Raw genomic sequence first — 15,696 nt, forward strand, 5'->3', positions numbered from 1 at the left:
GGTGTTACGCGATATCAGTGGGTACGAGCGACCGCAAACTCACTCAGCTCGACCAGCGCATTGCGGTATTCGCTGGCTGGCAGCACTTCCAGGCAGGCAATGGCACGAGCGACATAGTCGCGGGCCATCTGCGCGGTGTAGTCGAGGGCGCCAGAGGCTTCCACGGCTGCGCGGATCTGCTCCAGATCATCCAGGCCACCTTTTTGGATCGCCTGACGCACCAGGGCAGCCTGCTCGGCAGTGCCTTCGCGCATGGTGTAGATCAGCGGCAGGGTCGGCTTGCCCTCGGCCAGATCGTCGCCGACGTTCTTGCCCAGGGTTTGCGAGTCGCCCTTGTAGTCGAGCAGGTCGTCGACCAGCTGGAAGGCCACGCCCAGGTGATCGCCAAAGGTGCGCAGGGCCTCGCGCTGTTCGTTGCTGGCTTGGGCCAGTGCCGCGGCACTGTGGGTCGACGCCTCGAACAGCATCGCGGTCTTGCCGCGGATGACCTCCATGTACACCTCTTCGGTGGTGCTGGCGTCACGTACCCGCGACAGCTGCAGCACTTCACCTTCGGCGATGACCCGGGTGGCCTTGGAGAGGATCTGCATGACCGGCATCGAGCCCAGCTCGACCATCATTTCGAACGAGCGCGAATAGAGGAAGTCACCGACCAGCACGCTCGGCGCGTTGCCCCACAGGGCGTTGGCGGTGGAGCGACCACGGCGCATACCCGACATGTCGACCACGTCGTCATGCAGCAGGGTGGCGGTGTGCAGGAACTCGATGGTCGCGGCGAGCAAGCGCAGGTCGTCGCCTTCGCGGCCCAATGCCTTGCCGCACAGCAGCACCAGCAGGGGGCGCAGGCGCTTGCCACCGGCGGAAGTGATATAGTCGCCGATCTTCGATACCAGCGGCACGCGCGAGGTCAGCTGCTTCTTGATGATCTCGTCGACGGCGCTGAAATCGTCAGCTACCGCGCGGTAGAAGGTTTGGGGTTGCATCGGCTGCTCCATTGGGGTTGCGCGGCATGCTAGGTCGCGGGTCCCGGTGTGTCAAGGCACGGTGCCTGGCGGCCGGGGGCGGGACTTGCAAGGCAATCTTGGGTTGCGTACAATCGCGCACCCTAACTTTCCTGGGCAGCACCTGCCTTACGCAATTGCGCCGGGCCGTTCCAGCCTTGTGCAGCCATGCCAGCCAATACTCATCATATAAAGAGCTGGGTGAGCAGGATTATCGGAGAAATACCATGTCTTACGCAGTAATCGTTACCGGCGGCAAGCAGTACAAAGTCGCTGAAGGTGAATTCCTCAAGATCGAGAAACTGGAAGTCGCTACTGGCGAATCCGTGACTTTCGATCGCGTCCTGCTGGTCGCCAACGGCGACGACGTTACCATCGGCGCTCCAGTCGTTGCTGGTGCCAAGGTCGTTGCTGAAGTCGTTTCGCAAGGCCGTCACGACAAGGTTCGTATCATCAAGTTCCGTCGTCGTAAGCACCACATGAAGCGTATGGGCCACCGCCAGTGGTTCACCGAGATCAAAATCACCGGCATCCAGGCTTAATTTCCTAGATCCCCTGAATTTATTTGGAGAATTGAACCATGGCTCACAAGAAGGCTGGTGGTAGTACTCGTAACGGTCGCGACTCAGAATCGAAACGCCTTGGCGTGAAGATGTATGGCGGCCAGGTCATCAAGGCCGGCAACATCATCGTCCGCCAGCGCGGCACCCAGTTCCACGCCGGCTACGGCGTTGGCATGGGCAAAGATCACACCCTGTTCGCTAAGATCGAAGGCGTGATCAAGTTCGAGAAGAAAGGCGAGTTCAACCGCCGTTACGTGAGCGTCGTCGCGGGCTAATCGCGCTGTCGCTGGAGAAGCCCCGTCATGCGACGGGGCTTTTTCGTTTGTGGTGAGCCTCTTGCAAAGCTGTTTGCCTGGGCTGCCGGCGTTGGTCTCTGCGTATCGGGGTCGCCGCGCTCATTTTTGCAAGAGCCTCATGTTTTTGAGTCATTTCAGCTCGTCACCTGACGAGAGGCGGTTTTTATGAAGTTTGTTGACGAAGTATCGATCCGGGTCAAAGCCGGTGATGGCGGTAACGGTTGCATGAGCTTCCGCCGCGAGAAGTTCATCGAGAACGGTGGCCCCAACGGTGGCGATGGTGGCGACGGTGGCTCGGTGTACATGATCGCCGACGAAAACCTCAATACCCTGGTCGACTACCGCTACACCCGTCACCACGAAGCCCAGCGCGGCGCCAACGGCGGCAGCACCGACTGCACCGGCAAGAAGGGTGAAGACCTGATCCTGCGCGTACCGGTCGGCACCACGGTGATCGACGCTTCGACCCAGGAAGTGATCGGCGACCTGATCGCCCCTGGCCAGAAGCTGATGGTCGCCCAAGGCGGCTGGCACGGCCTGGGCAACACCCGTTTCAAGTCCAGCACCAACCGGGCACCGCGCCAGACCACCCCAGGCAAGCCGGGTGATCAGCGTGACCTGAAGCTGGAAATGAAAGTGCTGGCCGACGTCGGCCTGCTCGGTCTGCCCAACGCCGGCAAGAGCACCTTCATCCGCGCAGTTTCGGCCGCCAAGCCGAAAGTCGCCGACTACCCGTTCACCACCCTGGTGCCGAACCTGGGTGTGGTCAGTGTCGACCGTTGGAAGAGCTTCGTCATCGCCGACATCCCGGGCCTGATCGAAGGTGCCTCCGACGGTGCCGGCCTGGGTATCCGCTTCCTCAAGCACCTGGCCCGAACCCGCGTGCTGCTGCACCTGGTCGACCTGGCGCCGCTGGATGAAACCAGCCCGGCCGATGCTGCTGAAGTGATCGTCAACGAGCTGACCGGCTTCAGCCCGTCGCTGGCCCAGCGCGAGCGCTGGCTGGTGCTGAACAAGTCGGACATGATCATGGACGACGAGCGCGACGAGCGCGTCAAGGAAGTGGTCGATCGCCTGCAGTGGGAAGGTCCGGTCTACGTGATCTCGGCCATCTCCAAGCAGGGTACCGAGCAGCTCAGCCGCGACCTGATGCGCTATCTCGAAGACCGCGCCGATCGCCTGGCCAACGACCCGGCCTACGCCCAAGAGCTGGCCGAGCTCGATCAGCGTATCGAAGACGAAGCCCGTGCTCAGTTGCAGGCCCTGGACGATGCCCGCACTCTGCGCCGTACTGGCGTCAAGAGCGTGCATGACATCGGCGACGATGACGACTGGGATGATGATTTCGAGGACGACGAAGACGGTCCGGAAATCATTTACGTGCGCGACTGACCGGTTGCAGTACACTAAACGCCGCTCAAATGAGCGGCGTTTTGGTATCTACAGATTCGACATAGGTTGGAAGAAGATGCGAAGCAAGGTGACGGGCGCGAAGCGCTGGGTCGTGAAGATCGGCAGCGCCCTGCTGACCGCGGATGGCAAGGGCCTGGACCGCGGCGCCATGGGTGTTTGGGTCGAGCAGATGGTGGCCTTGCGCGAAGCAGGCGTGGAACTGGTGCTGGTCTCCTCTGGGGCCGTGGCCGCCGGCATGAGCCAGCTCGGTTGGAGCAAGCGACCGAGCGCGATGAACGAGCTGCAGGCTGCTGCTTCGCTGGGCCAGATGCGCCTGGTGCAGGCTTGGGAGTCGAGCTTCGGCGAGCACGGCAAGCACACCGCGCAGATTCTTCTGACCCACGACGACCTTTCCGACCGCAAGCGTTACCTCAATGCCCGCAGCACCCTGCGCACCCTGGTTGACCTGGGTGTGGTGCCGGTGATCAACGAGAACGACACCGTGGTCACCGACGAGATCCGCTTTGGCGACAACGACACCCTGGCCGCCTTGGTGGCCAACCTGGTGGAAGCCGACTTGCTGGTGATCCTCACCGACCGCGACGGCATGTTCGACGCCGACCCACGCAACAATCCCGATGCCCAGCTGATCTTCGAAGCCCGCGCCGATGATCCGGCGCTGGATGCCGTGGCTGGCAGCACAGGTGGTGCGCTGGGCCGTGGCGGCATGCAGACTAAGCTGCGCGCTGCGCGCCTGGCGGCGCGTTCCGGCGCCCACACCATCATCGTCGGCGGGCGCATCGAGCGCGTGCTCGATCGGCTCAAGGCCGGCGAGCGCCTGGGCACCTTGCTGTCGCCCGAGCGCGGCATGCTCGCGGCGCGCAAGCAGTGGCTGGCTGGCCACCTGCAGACCCGTGGCACCCTGGTGCTCGACGCCGGTGCCGTACAGGCCCTGCGTGGGGCCAACAAGAGCCTGTTGCCGGTTGGGGTGAAAACCGTCCAAGGCAGCTTCCGGCGTGGCGAGATGGTGGTCTGCGTCGGCCCTGATGGCCAAGAGGTTGCGCGTGGCCTGGCCAACTACAGTGCCCTGGAAGCGCAGAAGATCATCGGCCAGCCGTCCGATGCCATCGAAGCCCTGCTCGGCTATAGCGCAGAGCCTGAGCTGGTGCACCGCGATAACCTGGTTCTGGTCTGAGGAAATGACTGTGTTGAAAAGGCTGATTGCCGTGGCGGCGCTGGCGCTGCCGATGGTCGCGAGTGCCGAGGAAGTTGGCCAGGCGTCCACCGTGTTCAAGTTCGTCGGGCCTAATGACCGGATTGTCGTCGAGGCGTTCGACGATCCCAAGGTCGAGGGCGTGACCTGCTACCTGTCGCGGGCCAAGACCGGGGGGTTGAAGGGTGGTTTAGGCTTGGCCGAGGATCGCGCCGAGGCGTCGATTGCTTGCCGCCAGGTTGGGCCGATCAACTTCAAGGGCGAACTCAAGGATGGCGAGGAAGTGTTCAAGGAACGCACCTCGCTGGTGTTCAAGACCATGCAGGTGGTGCGTTTCCTCGACAAGAAGCGCAATACCTTGGTCTATCTGGTGTACAGCGACCGCCTGATCGAAGGCAGCCCGCAAAATGCGGTGACGGCGATTCCGATCGTGCCGTGGGCGCAGTAAGACTGCGTTGAAATGATCGCGGGGCAAGCCCGCTCCCACGATGCCATCCCGCCATGCTGGGTGGGCTTCGTGGGGGCGGGCTTGCCCCGCGAGGGTTCTACGCCCTGATCAGGCCAATTCTTCGGCCTGATCTTCGCGAACGATGGCCTTCACTTCATCGATGCGGCTGATGTACTTCCAGTCCGACTCGTCGATGTAGATACCATTGGGCCCGCTACCCCCTTCCAGATCGATTGCCACCCGCGCCGACACCTGCGGCTTGACGCTCGCCAGAATCGGCACGAAGCCCAGTTGCTGGCTGGTTTCCAGCAGCGCCGCCTGGTTGCGTTCGTCGATGTCTGCCGCCTCGTCGAGGTAGTAGGGCAGGCGAATACGTCCGGCCAGGTCACGGTCCATCAGGTGCAGCAACAAGTACATGTTGGTCAGCGCCTTGATGGTCATGGTGGTGCCGTTGGAGGCGGCGCCGTCGATGTCGGCGTGGATCACCGGCTGGCTGTTGATCTTGGTGATCTCGAACGCCAGTTCGAACAGGTCCTTGAGGCCCAGCTGGTTGTGGTTGGCCGCCACCAGCCGCGCCAGATACTCCTTGGCCTCTTCGTTCTTGTGATCCTGGTCGGCGCTCTGGGTCAGGTCGAACACCGACAGGGTTTCGCCTTCTTCGTACTGGCCGGCGCTGTGGATGATCTGGTCGATGTGCTTGAGCGCTTCCTTGTTCGGCGCCAGCACCACGCGGAAGCTCTCCAGGTTGGACACCTGGCGCTTGTTGATCTCGCGGTTGAACAGGGCCAGCTGGTGCTCGAGGCTGTCGTAGTCGCTGCGGATGTTGCGCAAGGTCCGGGCGATGTCGGTGACCGCAGCGCGGCGGGCCTTGGCCAGGGTCAGGGCTTCTTCGGTGCGGTGCGAATAGGCGTTGATCAGCAGCTGCAGGCGACGCTCCATATCGTCTTCGCTGTCGAACTTGGCCACGCCCTTGAGGCGTACCTGGGCGTACAGCGCCTCGATCTGGTTGTCGACCCGTTGCAGGCCCTGCCAGCTGTCCTGGTAGTCGTTGAGCAGCGGCAGCAGGTTGTCCATCGAGTCGTCCACCGGCTCCATGAACGGCGTGCCGAACGGAAGGTCGGCCGGCAGCAGCTGACGACGACGCAGGGCGTCTTCGAGGGTGCGTTGCTTGGCTTCGAGGTCGGCGATTTGCCGGCCCACCAGTTGCAGCTTGGCCGAGAGCTGCTGAACGCGCTCGGTGAAGGCGTCGCTGGAGCGCTTGAGCTCGTCCTGGGCCGCTTCCAGCTGGCTGAGTTGCTCGAGCTTCTCCGGCTCTTCGGCGCTCAGGGTTTCAGTGCGGCGGAAGTCTTCCAGGGCTTTCTGCGCATCCAGTACCTGCTGATACAGGGCTTCGGTCTGGGCCTTGCTCGCCGAACGGTCGGCGGCTACTGCTTGCTGGGTCTTGAGCTGCTTGAGCTCGCGATCCAGGCGGTCTTTCTGGTCGCGCAGGGCGGCGCGGTCGGCCAGTGCTTGCAACGCTGGGGGATCGATGTGCGACAGGTCGATGGACAGGCCAGGCGCTTCGAAACGCTCGCCCTTGAAGCTATCGAGCACGGCTTCGAGGGATTTCACCCACAGGTCGCTGTCGTCCAGTTCGATGCCGCGCTCGCCCAGCGGTAGGCTGAACAGGGCGCCGTTGAACAGGCGCATCAGGCGGTCGACGTCCTGCTGCGAGAACTCTTCGCGCAGGCGGGCGTAGCTGTTGTTGTCGGCGTGCTCGAGCTGCTGCTTGACCGCTTTGACGCGCTTTTCCAGATCGCGCACGCGCTCGTCGAGGTCTTCGGCAGAGAACTGCCGCGACTGGGCCAGGGCGCCGGCCAGCTCATCGTGGGCGTCCTTGGCAGCGAGCAACTGCTGCTCCAGGACCTTGACGTCGGTGACCAGGGCAAAGCGATGCTTGAGCACCGACAGTTCACCCAACCAGCGCTGGATGCCGGTGATCTCGCGCTCCAGGCGCATCAGCTCCTGGGTGCCGCCGCGCTGGTCGTTTTGCAGGCGGTCCTGCTCGGCGCGGTAGTGCTCGGACTGGATCACCAGCTCTTCCTTGCGCGCCATGGCGTAGTCCTGCCAAGTGCCCAGCAGGTTGTCGAGCAGCGGCGACAGGCGATGCAGCTTGCCGCGCAGGATGTCGCGCTGGGCCACGCCGCCGGCCAGGGCCTCGACCAGTGGCCCGGCAGCGACCAGGGCGTTGTAGTCGCCTTCCATGCGGCGTACGTCGCGGAAGGCTTCTTCGCAGGCGGCGATGTAGTCGACGCTACCGGAGCGCAGGCTGTGCTCGAAGGCATCGAGGAACAGCTGCTTTAGCTTGGCGGCAGTGATCTCGCGCATGTGCAGCAGGTTGATGAACAGGGCGCGGAAGGTCTTCAGGCTCTGTTCGCTGGTCGAGCGCAGCGGGATCAGGGTCAGGTCCAACGGCACCGAGGTGTGGCCACCGACCAGCAGCCGGCGCAGTTCGTCCGGCTTGAGCTCGTAGGCCTTCAGGCCGTTGCGCTCAAGGTTGGTGAACAGCTCTTTCTGGCGCAGGCAGGTGTCGTCTTTCTGGTAGTGGGACAGGTCCAGCTCGCCCTGGTAGGCGAAGAACTGGTGACCGAAACCGCCGCCTGGGCCGCGGCCGACCACGCCGATCACGTGCGGGCCGTGCGGCAGGTTCAGTTCGCAGAGGATGTAGCTGGTGTCGCTGGCAAAGTAAAAGCGCCGCGACTGCTCCAGGCTGTACTTGCCGAAGCTCATGTCGGACATGCGCGCCAGGATCGGGAACTGCAAGGCGTTGATCGAGGCGGACTTGCCCAGGTTGTTGGCGCCGTAGACCGACAGCGGGTGTTCCAGGGGGAACAGGCCCAGGCTGTAGCCGGCGGTGTTGAGCAATGCGAAGCGGCGGATGCCGTAGCGTTCCTGGCTCATGCGTCAATCTCCTGTTGCTCTTCGCGGATGGCCCGGGCCAGGGCGTCTTCTTCGCTTTCCTCGCCGTCGAACGGGCTCAGGTCGAGCGGGTCGTCGGTGCGCGCCAGCTCCTCGGGGCTTTCTTCTTCGACCAGTACCGGCGTCGGCAGGGGCAGGTCGCTGTGCAGGGTGGCGGCCAGGTCGCGGTCCTGCTGGACCGACAGGCACACATCGAGGAAGCGGTGCATCGGCGGCAGGAAGCGGTAGATACCACCTTCTTCATGAGCGAAGCCCAGCTGGGTCATGCGTCGCAGGATCTTTTCTTCCAGCTCGTCGACGGTCTGCACTTCGGCCTGGATGAACAGGTCGCGGTATTTTTCCAGCAGCGACGGCAGTTCATCGCGGCCAATGCTGCCGCCATCGAGCACGGCAATCGGGTCGCGGCCCTGGTCGGCCAGGTGCTCGACCAGGATGAAGGTGAACAGCGAGAGGCGCTGGGCGGTCTTGTTGACCTGCGCGGCAGCCAGCTCCGGAACGAAATAGTAGAAGCCGCGGGTATCGCACACCAGCTCGAAGCCCAGGGCCTTGAACAGGGTGCGGTACTGGTCCTGGAAGTTCGACAGCTGGGCGTACAGCTCCGGGTCGCGGCGGCTGACATGGAAGCCCTTGAACAGCTCGCGGAAGATCGGCGCGAGCTGGGACAGTTCGGAAAGATCAAGATGCATTGGCTGGGCTCGCGTTGGATTCAGGCGATGGTGCGGTCAGGGCGAACGAGCGCAGACTCACCAGGTGTTCACGGGTGGTGTAGTCACGCCGCTCGAGGCGTTCGCGGCTGAAGCGCTTTTCTCGCGACAGGCGCGAGAACCAGTACAGCAGTTCGTCGGTGGCGCCTTCGGGCTCCTGCTCCAGCAGCCAGACCATTAGGTCGGGCAGGGGCAGGGCGTCCTGGCAGCGTTCGAGCATTTCCTTGACCGTGCGCGGCGCGCGCGGCGCCGGGCCCTTGTTGGTCTTGTGCGCCTTGGGGAAGCGCGCAGGCTTGGGCTCGAAGCGGGCCAGGGCATAGACGTAGGCCTCGACCTGGCTGGCGCTGCCGAGGAAGGTGCTCTGCGGACGGGTAAACATCGGCATCGCCGCCTGTGGCACGGCGTCGATGCCTTTGCGGCGGATCACCGACAGGGCCAGGGCGGCGCCGCGGGTCACGGCGTTATGCCGGCGCGCTTCTTCGCGCAGCGGCAGCAGCAGCTCGCGGGCGTGACGCAGGGTCAGCTGGGCGCTGGTCTGCATCTCAAGGATGCGCGCGTGGGTACGCAGCAACATGTCGTCATCGACCAGGTGACCGAGTCGCGCCTGTTCGCCGAGCAGGCGCAGCAGCACGGTCTCGACCTTGCGCACGCCTTGCTCGAAAGCGCCGTCGGCGTTGACCAGTTGGATCATCGGCTCGACGTACTCGTCCCAGGTCGCCAGGACCTCGGCATAGCGCTGACGCAGGGGGATCTGGCGGTTGCTGGTCTTGGCCCGTTCGGCCACGGCGACCAACGCCTGCTCGTCGTTGTCGAGCTTCTTGAGGACGTCGCGCACACGCATGTCGAGCAGGCGCAGCTGGCGCGCCAAATCGTCGCTGTCGCGGTTGTCGAAGGCGTCCTGGATATGCCCGGCCAACCGCTCCAGGTGGCGCAGGTAGGCTTCGATCTCCAGGCACAGGCCCAGGCGGTGTTCGCGGCGCAGGTAGGCGAGGAAGTCGTGGATCTGGGCGTTGAGCTCGAAACGGTTCGGGCTTTTCGCCACCGGCACCAGGATATCCAGGCGGATCCACACATCGAGTAGCTGGGTGATGTCCTGCGGGGTGCTTTCCACCTGCTGGCGGCCCAGTTGCTGGCGCAGCTCGATCAGGCTCAGGGTGCCCTGGTCGAAACGCTCGCACAGCGGCTCGATCAATGCCCAGTGTTCGGCTAGGGCGCGCAGGACGCGCTTGGGTTCGATCATTGGCGGGTCGACTCGTTGCCAAGTTAAAAGCGGCGATTGTACTGCATCCGGGGGGGAGGATTTCACCCCTTGGTCTGTAATGAGGATTTGCAGGGTCTGCAGCGCCCTTATCGCGGGACAGTTTCGTGTCGGGGCGCTTCGTGGGAGCGGGCTTGCCCCGCGATGGCGTCAGTGCAGGCAACAAATTTCCGCCAGCCAGTAGCGGCGCAAGCCGGCCAAGGGCGGTAGAATGGCCGACTGACTTCTCCCTGGATGACCGTGCTGTGCTGATCGAGTCCCGCCGCCGCGCCTACCTTTGCGCCATGCAAGTGGTGCATTGGCTGCCGCGCGCCGAACTGCCGTTCGCCGCGCCGTCGCGCCCGGAGCTGCTGTTGCCGCAGGCGCCAGTCGAGGACATCGAGTTCGACGTCCGCCCTGCCGCGCCCAGCGCTACGCCGCCGCCAGCTGCGCCACAAGCGCGCTCCGGCGAACGACCGAAAATCGAGATACCTCGCCCAGCCAGCACCGCCAAGCCTGCGCCCAAGGAGGTCGAGGCCGAAGAAACCGCGCCTGTGGTACGCCCGGCACCGGTGCCACCGCCACGTTTTGCTTTGCAGCTGCTGCGCGCCGGCAGTTGCCTGCTGTTGGTCGAGCTTGCCACCGGCCAGCCGTTCCAGAGCCGCGACCCGTCCTACCTGCTGCTCAAGGACATGCTGCGCGCCGCCGGTCTGCCCGATGCGCCGCAAATCATCGGCGAGCCGGTGCGCTGGCCGCTGCTGGTGCGCGGCAATATGGACCAAGGCCCGGAAGCCGCCCGCGATTTCGTCCAGGGTTTTATCCAGGCGCGGCTGGAAGAAACCCCCTGCACCTGCCTGTGGCTGGTCGGCCTGCCAGCGCTGCGCTTTGCCGCTGAAGTTCAGACTGAAGCCTATTACCAAGAACTGAAGGTCGACGGTCTGGGCGATGCCTGGGCCTTGCCTGGTCTTGAACTGTTGATGGACGAGCCGCAACGCAAAGCGGACGTCTGGCAAGCGATGCGCCAGCTGATGGCGCGCTGGAAGAGCGTTGAATGAGTGATTCGATCAGTTTCCGCCCGATGACCGAGGCGGATCTGGATGCCGTGCTTAAGATCGAATATGCCGCGTTCAGTCATCCCTGGACCCGTGGAATCTTCCAGGATGCGCTCAAGTCATATGAAGTGTGGCTGATGTTCGACGGTCAGCAGCAGGTTGGCCATGGCGTGATCAACGTGATCATCGATGAGGCGCATCTGCTCAATATCACCGTCAAGCCGGAAAACCAGGGCTGCGGGCTGGGCCTGCGCCTGCTCGAGCACCTGATGGCACGGGCCTATCAGCTCAACGGCCGCGAGTGCTTCCTGGAAGTACGCGCAAGCAACCAGTCGGCCTACCGCCTGTACGAACGCTACGGATTCAACGAAGTCGGTCGGCGTCGGGACTACTACCCGATGGCTGGAGGACGCGAAGACGCCCTGGTGATGGCCTGCACTCTATTCGAAGAGTGACCCCGCAGGGGTAGGTCGAGTCACACAGGCATAACCTGATGAGGCAAGACCATGCACGACCTGCAGGAATTGATCGACAACAACCAGCGCTGGGCGGATGCCATTACCCAGCGCGATCCCGATTTCTTCGCCAAGCTGGCCCGCCAGCAGACGCCGGAATTTCTCTGGATCGGCTGCTCCGATGCGCGGGTGCCGGCCAACGAGATCGTCGGCATGCTGCCGGGTGATCTGTTCGTGCACCGCAACGTCGCCAACGTGGTGTTGCACACCGACCTCAACTGCTTGTCGGTGATTCAGTACGCGGTCGAGGTGCTCAAGGTCAAACACATCCTGGTGACCGGCCACTATGGCTGCGGCGGGGTGCGTGCGGCCATGCAGGACCGTCAGCTGGGCCTGATCGATGGCTGGCTGCGCTCGATCCGCGATCTGTACTACGAGAAGCGTGGCGAGCTGGCCAAGCTGGACAGCATCGATGCACAGGTCGATCGTCTGTGCGAGCTGAACGTGATCCAGCAGGTGGCCAATGTGGCGCACACCAGCATCGTCCAGAATGCCTGGCACCGGGGGCAGGAGCTGTCGATCCATGGTTGCATCTATGGCATCAAGGATGGCCGCTGGAAGAGCCTGGACACCACCATCAGCGGCTTTGCCCAGTTGCCGCCGCAGTATCGCTTGCGGCCATTGGAGTAAAGCCTCTGAGTATTGCGTGAGCAGGGGTGGCCTGTTCGCGGGCAAGTCCGCTCCCTGTAGGAGCGGGCTTGCCCGCGAACGAGTCGCGCAGCGGCTCGCCGTGCTTAACTGCCTCTCAGGCAGCCGACGGATAGGGGGGGGGCAGGGATGGAGCGAGCAAGGAAACTGATCCTGGCAGCGGGTCTGCTGAGCGCTGCAGTCACCCAGGCCGACGAGCGCGACCTGTGGATGTTCGCCCAATGGGCGGGAGATCATCAGACCCGGCCGTTTCGCCAGATGCTGGTCGATGCTCGCCTCTACGGCATCGTGCCGATCCATCAATTGCTGCGTTCAGCCTCTGATTGGCGCCTGTGCCGGGCTTCACCCTTCGCCGTACCGCCCGCCAGCCAGTGGCCGGCGGTACGCTCGACCCTGGCCTTGATCAAGACCCTCGACGACCGGGGCGCGCTGCGCCAATTCGAGGTGGTCTCGGCCTATCGCGACCCACGCCTCAACGCCTGCGCCGGTGGCGCGGTGGGTAGCGCGCATACCCGGGCGTTCGCTGTCGACCTGTTGTTGCCCGCCTGGGCCGATCCCAATCCACTGTGCAGCTTCTGGCAGCAACACGGCCAGGCCTGGAACATGGGCTTGGGTCGCTATCCGTCGGGGCGCATTCATATCGACACGGCGGGTTATCGCACCTGGGGTGGTGATGGCAGCGCTGATTCGTCGTTCTGCGTCAAGCCCAAGTGAGTCAGGCAAGCCTGGCATTCGTTGATCACCCATTGTGCGAAGCGTTGCCGTTGGCTGCCGTCTTGCAGCGGTTGCGGGCTGAGCAGGTGATAGGCCGAGCCGTCCCGCAAGAAGCCGAATGGGGCTTGTAGCTGGCCACTGTCCAGCTCGTCACGCACCATCAGCGCCGAGGCGATCGCCAGCCCTAGGCCGGCGCTGGCAGCCTGGATCGACAGATAGAAATGCTCATAGTCACTGCGCTCGGTATGCCGGGCGTGCTGTTTGCTCAAACGCAACCAACTGCTCCAGGCGTCTGCCCGGGTGCGGCTGTGCAGCAGGCGTTGGCCATCCAGGCGCTGATCCTGGCCTGGGCGGCAGACCGGGCCGACCCATTCGTCACAGATCTTCAGGCTGTGCAGCTGGCGGTCCCAGTGAAAATCATCGCGGCGCAGCGCCAGGTCGATACCGCCGCGGGCGAAATCCACCGGGCCGCCGGCCGCGACCAGATGCAGCTGGATATCTGGATGGGCAGCGTGAAAGCCGGGCAGGCGGGGGATCAGCCAGCGCATGGCGATGGTCGGCTCGCAGGACAGTACCAGCACCTTGTCCTGCTCTTGTTGCTGCACGCGCTGCACGGCGCTTTGCAGTTGCTCGAAGATCGATTGGGTCGCGGCGTGCAAATCGCGCCCGGCGGGGGTGAGGAAAATCGCCCGGTTGCGCCGCTCGAACAGCGCCACTCCGAGGCTCTCTTCAAGCAGGCGCACCTGGCGGCTGACCGCGCCGTGGGTGACGTGCAGGCGCTCGGCGGCGCGCACGAAGCTCTCGGTTTGTGCGGCGATGTCGAAGTAGCGAAAGGCGTTGAGTGGGGGTGTTTTCATTTTTTTGTGTCGGCTGTGCGGGCCTCATCGCGGGGCAAGCCCGCTCCCACGGGGGCCACGTCCCCGCGATGATGCCGGTACAGACAAAGAGAATATGTGAATAAAACTAGCGGATCAGTCGCACTATAAATCGATTTTTACCTGTGGATAAGCCTTCGATAATCAGCGCTCTGTGCATTTTCATTGTCTATCGAGGACATATCCTGTGAATGAATTGATCGCCGTCGCCCTGTTTACAATCCTGGCTGTCATCAGCCCGGGCGCGGACTTTGCCATGGTCACCCGCAGCAGTTATGCACAGGGCCGCAAAGCTGGACTGGCAGCCGCGTTGGGCATTGCATTGGGCGTGCAGGTGCATGTGCTGTACACCGTGCTGGGGATTGCCGTGATCATCAGCCAAAGCCCGGCGCTGTTTTTGGCCATGAAAGTGCTGGGGGCGGGTTACTTGATCTACTTGGGCTACAAGTCGCTGACCAACTCCACGCGGATTCGCCTTGATGGGCTCGGGCAGGATGACAGTGCAAGCCTGTGGATGGCATTGCGCAGCGGTTTTCTGACCAACGCGCTAAACCCCAAGACCATGCTGTTCGTGGTCAGTGCCTATACCCAGGTGGTCCAGCCAGGTAGCCCATTGGCAGTGGACTTCGCCTATGGCGCATTCATGTCCGTGGCCCATTGGCTGTGGTTCAGCCTGGTGGCAGTGTTCTTTTCCAGTGCAGCCTTGCGCAAGGCCATGATCGAGCGGCAGGTGGTGGTCGATCGGCTGATAGGTGTAGCACTGATTGGCCTGGGCTTGGCGGTGATGGTGTCAGGCGTGCGCTGATGGCTTTTGCCCGGACAAAGAAAAAGGGCTTACCTTGCGGTAAGCCCTTTTCGAATTTGGTGGCTACACAGGGACTTGAACCCCGGACCCCAGCATTATGAATGCTATGCTCTAACCAACTGAGCTATGTAGCCAACTGGCGCGCATTATTCTCTTCAAACGCCCCTCTGTCAACACTCATTTCAAAAAAAATTTACACGCTTTCAAAAGCTTAGCCGGCTAGGGCCGATTCAGCGGACGATCAGCCACTGCCCAAGCAGGCTGTGCAGCTGCAATAGCTGTTCGCTGGCGAGCTGCTCCAGGCTTTCTGCCGGACGATCCAGGTTGAAGTCGCCACTGACGCGGCGATAGGCGGTTTGCTCATCCATCAGCCAGACGCGCTTGCCCTGGTAGCCGGCCAAGCGCTGTAGGACCTGCGCCAATGGCATGTCCTTGGCCAGCAAGTGACCGTTGCGCCAGGCATCGGCGTGCTTGGCGTCGATCTTCTGTACCGGATCGATGCGGCTGTCGGAGAAGGTCACCCGCTCGCCGGCCGACACCATGCGCTGGTCGCCCCCCTGAATAACCATCGCCTTGCCGTTGAGCACCACCAGTTCGTCGTGCGCGGGCGTGCGGGCGATCATCAGGCGAGTGCCAAACACTTGGATCCGCGCATCGTCGACCTGTACTTCCATTGCCCGGCCATCGAGCATCACCTCCAGATAGACTTGCCCTTGCACCAGATGCAATTGGCGTGTGCGGCCACGCAGATCGACGTTCATCGCGCTGGCGCTGTCCAGGTGCAGGGTCGATCCGTCGGCCAGGCGCACACTGCGCCGCTCGCCGCTGGCGGTATGCAGCTCGCTGGCCAGGCGCTGCATCAGCGGCCAGTAGAGGTAGGCCAGGGCTGCCAGCAGCAAGAGGAACAGTGCTGCCAAAACCTTGCCCAGATGGCTGCGACGGGCCTTGAGCAGGCGTGGCCGCGGCCGAGCTGTGGGCGGCTTGAGTTGCTGCCAGTACGCCTCGAGTTCGGCATAGGCACGGGCATTGTCAGGCTCCTGGCACCAGGCGGCGAAGGCGCGGCGTAGCTGCTCGTCGCTACCGGGCTGGCGCAGGCGGGAGAACCACTCCAGCGCCTCGCGTTCGGGGTCGGGCTGAAGCTGCAGGGCGGGCATCGGGATCATGGTCGGGTTGCTCGCGAGAAAGGGCGTAGTCGCGCAATAGTGGCAGGGCAATGTGCCATGGATGCTAAATATATTGAGAACCATTTACAAGTGCGTGGCGGACCGGTGGCAA

16 protein-coding genes and 1 tRNA gene are annotated in these 15,696 nt (G+C 63.3%); 10 read left to right on the forward strand and 7 right to left on the reverse strand.

Features of this window, described 5'->3' with window-relative positions:
• Window positions 1-14 precede the first annotated feature (14 nt).
• Window positions 15-983, reverse strand: a complete 969-nt coding sequence (locus ACF8K2_RS23670) for a polyprenyl synthetase family protein (protein ID WP_392467964.1) — start codon at window positions 981-983, stop codon at window positions 15-17.
• Between the two features lie 245 nt (window positions 984-1,228).
• On the opposite strand from ACF8K2_RS23670, the gene rplU reads away from it, so the two are divergent.
• The 5 genes from rplU to ACF8K2_RS23695 all read left to right on the forward strand — a co-directional run bounded on the left by rplU (window position 1,229) and on the right by ACF8K2_RS23695 (window position 4,913).
• Window positions 1,229-1,543 (forward strand): 50S ribosomal protein L21, encoded by a 315-nt coding sequence (rplU, locus tag ACF8K2_RS23675; RefSeq protein ID WP_011532169.1) that lies wholly within the window; start codon window positions 1,229-1,231, stop codon window positions 1,541-1,543.
• Window positions 1,544-1,581: 38 nt separating this feature from the next.
• Complete coding sequence (gene rpmA, locus ACF8K2_RS23680; RefSeq protein ID WP_101316402.1) at window positions 1,582-1,839, forward strand: 50S ribosomal protein L27; 258 nt, start codon at window positions 1,582-1,584, stop codon at window positions 1,837-1,839.
• Window positions 1,840-2,025: 186 nt separating this feature from the next.
• Entirely contained in the window at window positions 2,026-3,252 is a 1,227-nt protein-coding gene (gene cgtA, locus ACF8K2_RS23685) for an Obg family GTPase CgtA (RefSeq protein WP_392467969.1), read from the forward strand.
• A gap of 76 nt (window positions 3,253-3,328) precedes the next feature.
• Window positions 3,329-4,447, forward strand: a complete 1,119-nt coding sequence (gene proB / locus ACF8K2_RS23690) for a glutamate 5-kinase (protein WP_186554227.1) — start codon at window positions 3,329-3,331, stop codon at window positions 4,445-4,447.
• 4 nt (window positions 4,448-4,451) lie between these two features.
• Window positions 4,452-4,913 (forward strand): CreA family protein, encoded by a 462-nt coding sequence (locus tag ACF8K2_RS23695; protein WP_392467973.1) that lies wholly within the window; start codon window positions 4,452-4,454, stop codon window positions 4,911-4,913.
• Between the two features lie 108 nt (window positions 4,914-5,021).
• Here ACF8K2_RS23695 and mksF read toward each other — a convergent pair whose 3' ends face one another.
• The 3 genes from mksF to mksB are packed head-to-tail and all read right to left on the reverse strand — an operon-like array spanning window position 5,022 to window position 9,815.
• On the reverse strand, window positions 5,022-7,853 hold the full coding sequence (gene mksF, locus ACF8K2_RS23700; RefSeq protein WP_392467975.1) for an Mks condensin complex protein MksF: 2,832 nt from the start codon (window positions 7,851-7,853) through the stop codon (window positions 5,022-5,024).
• Window positions 7,850-8,557, reverse strand: a complete 708-nt coding sequence (mksE, locus tag ACF8K2_RS23705) for an Mks condensin complex protein MksE (RefSeq protein WP_186554224.1) — start codon at window positions 8,555-8,557, stop codon at window positions 7,850-7,852. Before mksE ends, mksF begins: the two co-directional genes overlap by 4 nt.
• Window positions 8,547-9,815: an Mks condensin complex protein MksB gene (gene mksB / locus ACF8K2_RS23710; RefSeq protein WP_186554223.1), complete on the reverse strand. Its 1,269-nt coding sequence runs from the start codon at window positions 9,813-9,815 to the stop codon at window positions 8,547-8,549. The genes mksE and mksB overlap by 11 nt, the downstream gene beginning before the upstream one ends.
• Window positions 9,816-10,078: 263 nt before the next feature.
• Between mksB and ACF8K2_RS23715 the strand changes: the two genes are divergently transcribed.
• The 4 genes from ACF8K2_RS23715 (at window position 10,079) to ACF8K2_RS23730 (ending at window position 12,741) form a co-directional block, all read left to right on the forward strand.
• The gene (locus ACF8K2_RS23715; protein WP_392467979.1) at window positions 10,079-10,867 is read left to right on the forward strand and encodes an energy transducer TonB; all 789 of its coding nucleotides are present in this window, start codon (window positions 10,079-10,081) and stop codon (window positions 10,865-10,867) included.
• The gene (rimI, locus tag ACF8K2_RS23720) at window positions 10,864-11,319 is read left to right on the forward strand and encodes a ribosomal protein S18-alanine N-acetyltransferase (RefSeq protein WP_186554221.1); all 456 of its coding nucleotides are present in this window, start codon (window positions 10,864-10,866) and stop codon (window positions 11,317-11,319) included. Before ACF8K2_RS23715 ends, rimI begins: the two co-directional genes overlap by 4 nt.
• Before the next feature lie 51 nt (window positions 11,320-11,370).
• Window positions 11,371-12,009, forward strand: coding sequence for a carbonate dehydratase (gene can, locus ACF8K2_RS23725; RefSeq protein WP_186554220.1), 639 nt, complete (start codon window positions 11,371-11,373; stop codon window positions 12,007-12,009).
• A 147-nt stretch (window positions 12,010-12,156) separates the two neighbouring features.
• The gene (locus tag ACF8K2_RS23730) at window positions 12,157-12,741 is read left to right on the forward strand and encodes a D-Ala-D-Ala carboxypeptidase family metallohydrolase (RefSeq protein ID WP_392467982.1); all 585 of its coding nucleotides are present in this window, start codon (window positions 12,157-12,159) and stop codon (window positions 12,739-12,741) included.
• Here the strand turns inward: ACF8K2_RS23730 and ACF8K2_RS23735 are convergent.
• Window positions 12,681-13,598 carry a LysR substrate-binding domain-containing protein gene (locus ACF8K2_RS23735; protein ID WP_392467985.1) on the reverse strand — a complete coding sequence of 306 codons (918 nt, stop codon included), beginning with the start codon at window positions 13,596-13,598 and terminating at the stop codon, window positions 12,681-12,683. The two genes, ACF8K2_RS23730 and ACF8K2_RS23735, sit on opposite strands and share 61 nt — an antisense overlap.
• Window positions 13,599-13,803: 205 nt before the next feature.
• Here ACF8K2_RS23735 and ACF8K2_RS23740 point away from each other — a divergent pair, with 205 nt between their 5' ends.
• Window positions 13,804-14,421, forward strand: coding sequence for a LysE family translocator (locus tag ACF8K2_RS23740; protein ID WP_392467988.1), 618 nt, complete (start codon window positions 13,804-13,806; stop codon window positions 14,419-14,421).
• Between the two features lie 57 nt (window positions 14,422-14,478).
• Here the strand turns inward: ACF8K2_RS23740 and ACF8K2_RS23745 are convergent.
• Both ACF8K2_RS23745 and ACF8K2_RS23750 read right to left on the reverse strand, forming a co-directional pair.
• A tRNA-Met gene (locus tag ACF8K2_RS23745) sits at window positions 14,479-14,555 on the reverse strand.
• Window positions 14,556-14,651: 96 nt separating this feature from the next.
• The gene (locus ACF8K2_RS23750) at window positions 14,652-15,575 is read right to left on the reverse strand and encodes a FecR family protein (protein ID WP_392468100.1); all 924 of its coding nucleotides are present in this window, start codon (window positions 15,573-15,575) and stop codon (window positions 14,652-14,654) included.
• Window positions 15,576-15,696: the final 121 nt, after the last annotated feature.

Source organism: Pseudomonas sp. xss_2 (assembly GCF_043104195.1).
GTDB lineage: Bacteria > Pseudomonadota > Gammaproteobacteria > Pseudomonadales > Pseudomonadaceae > Aquipseudomonas > Aquipseudomonas urmiensis.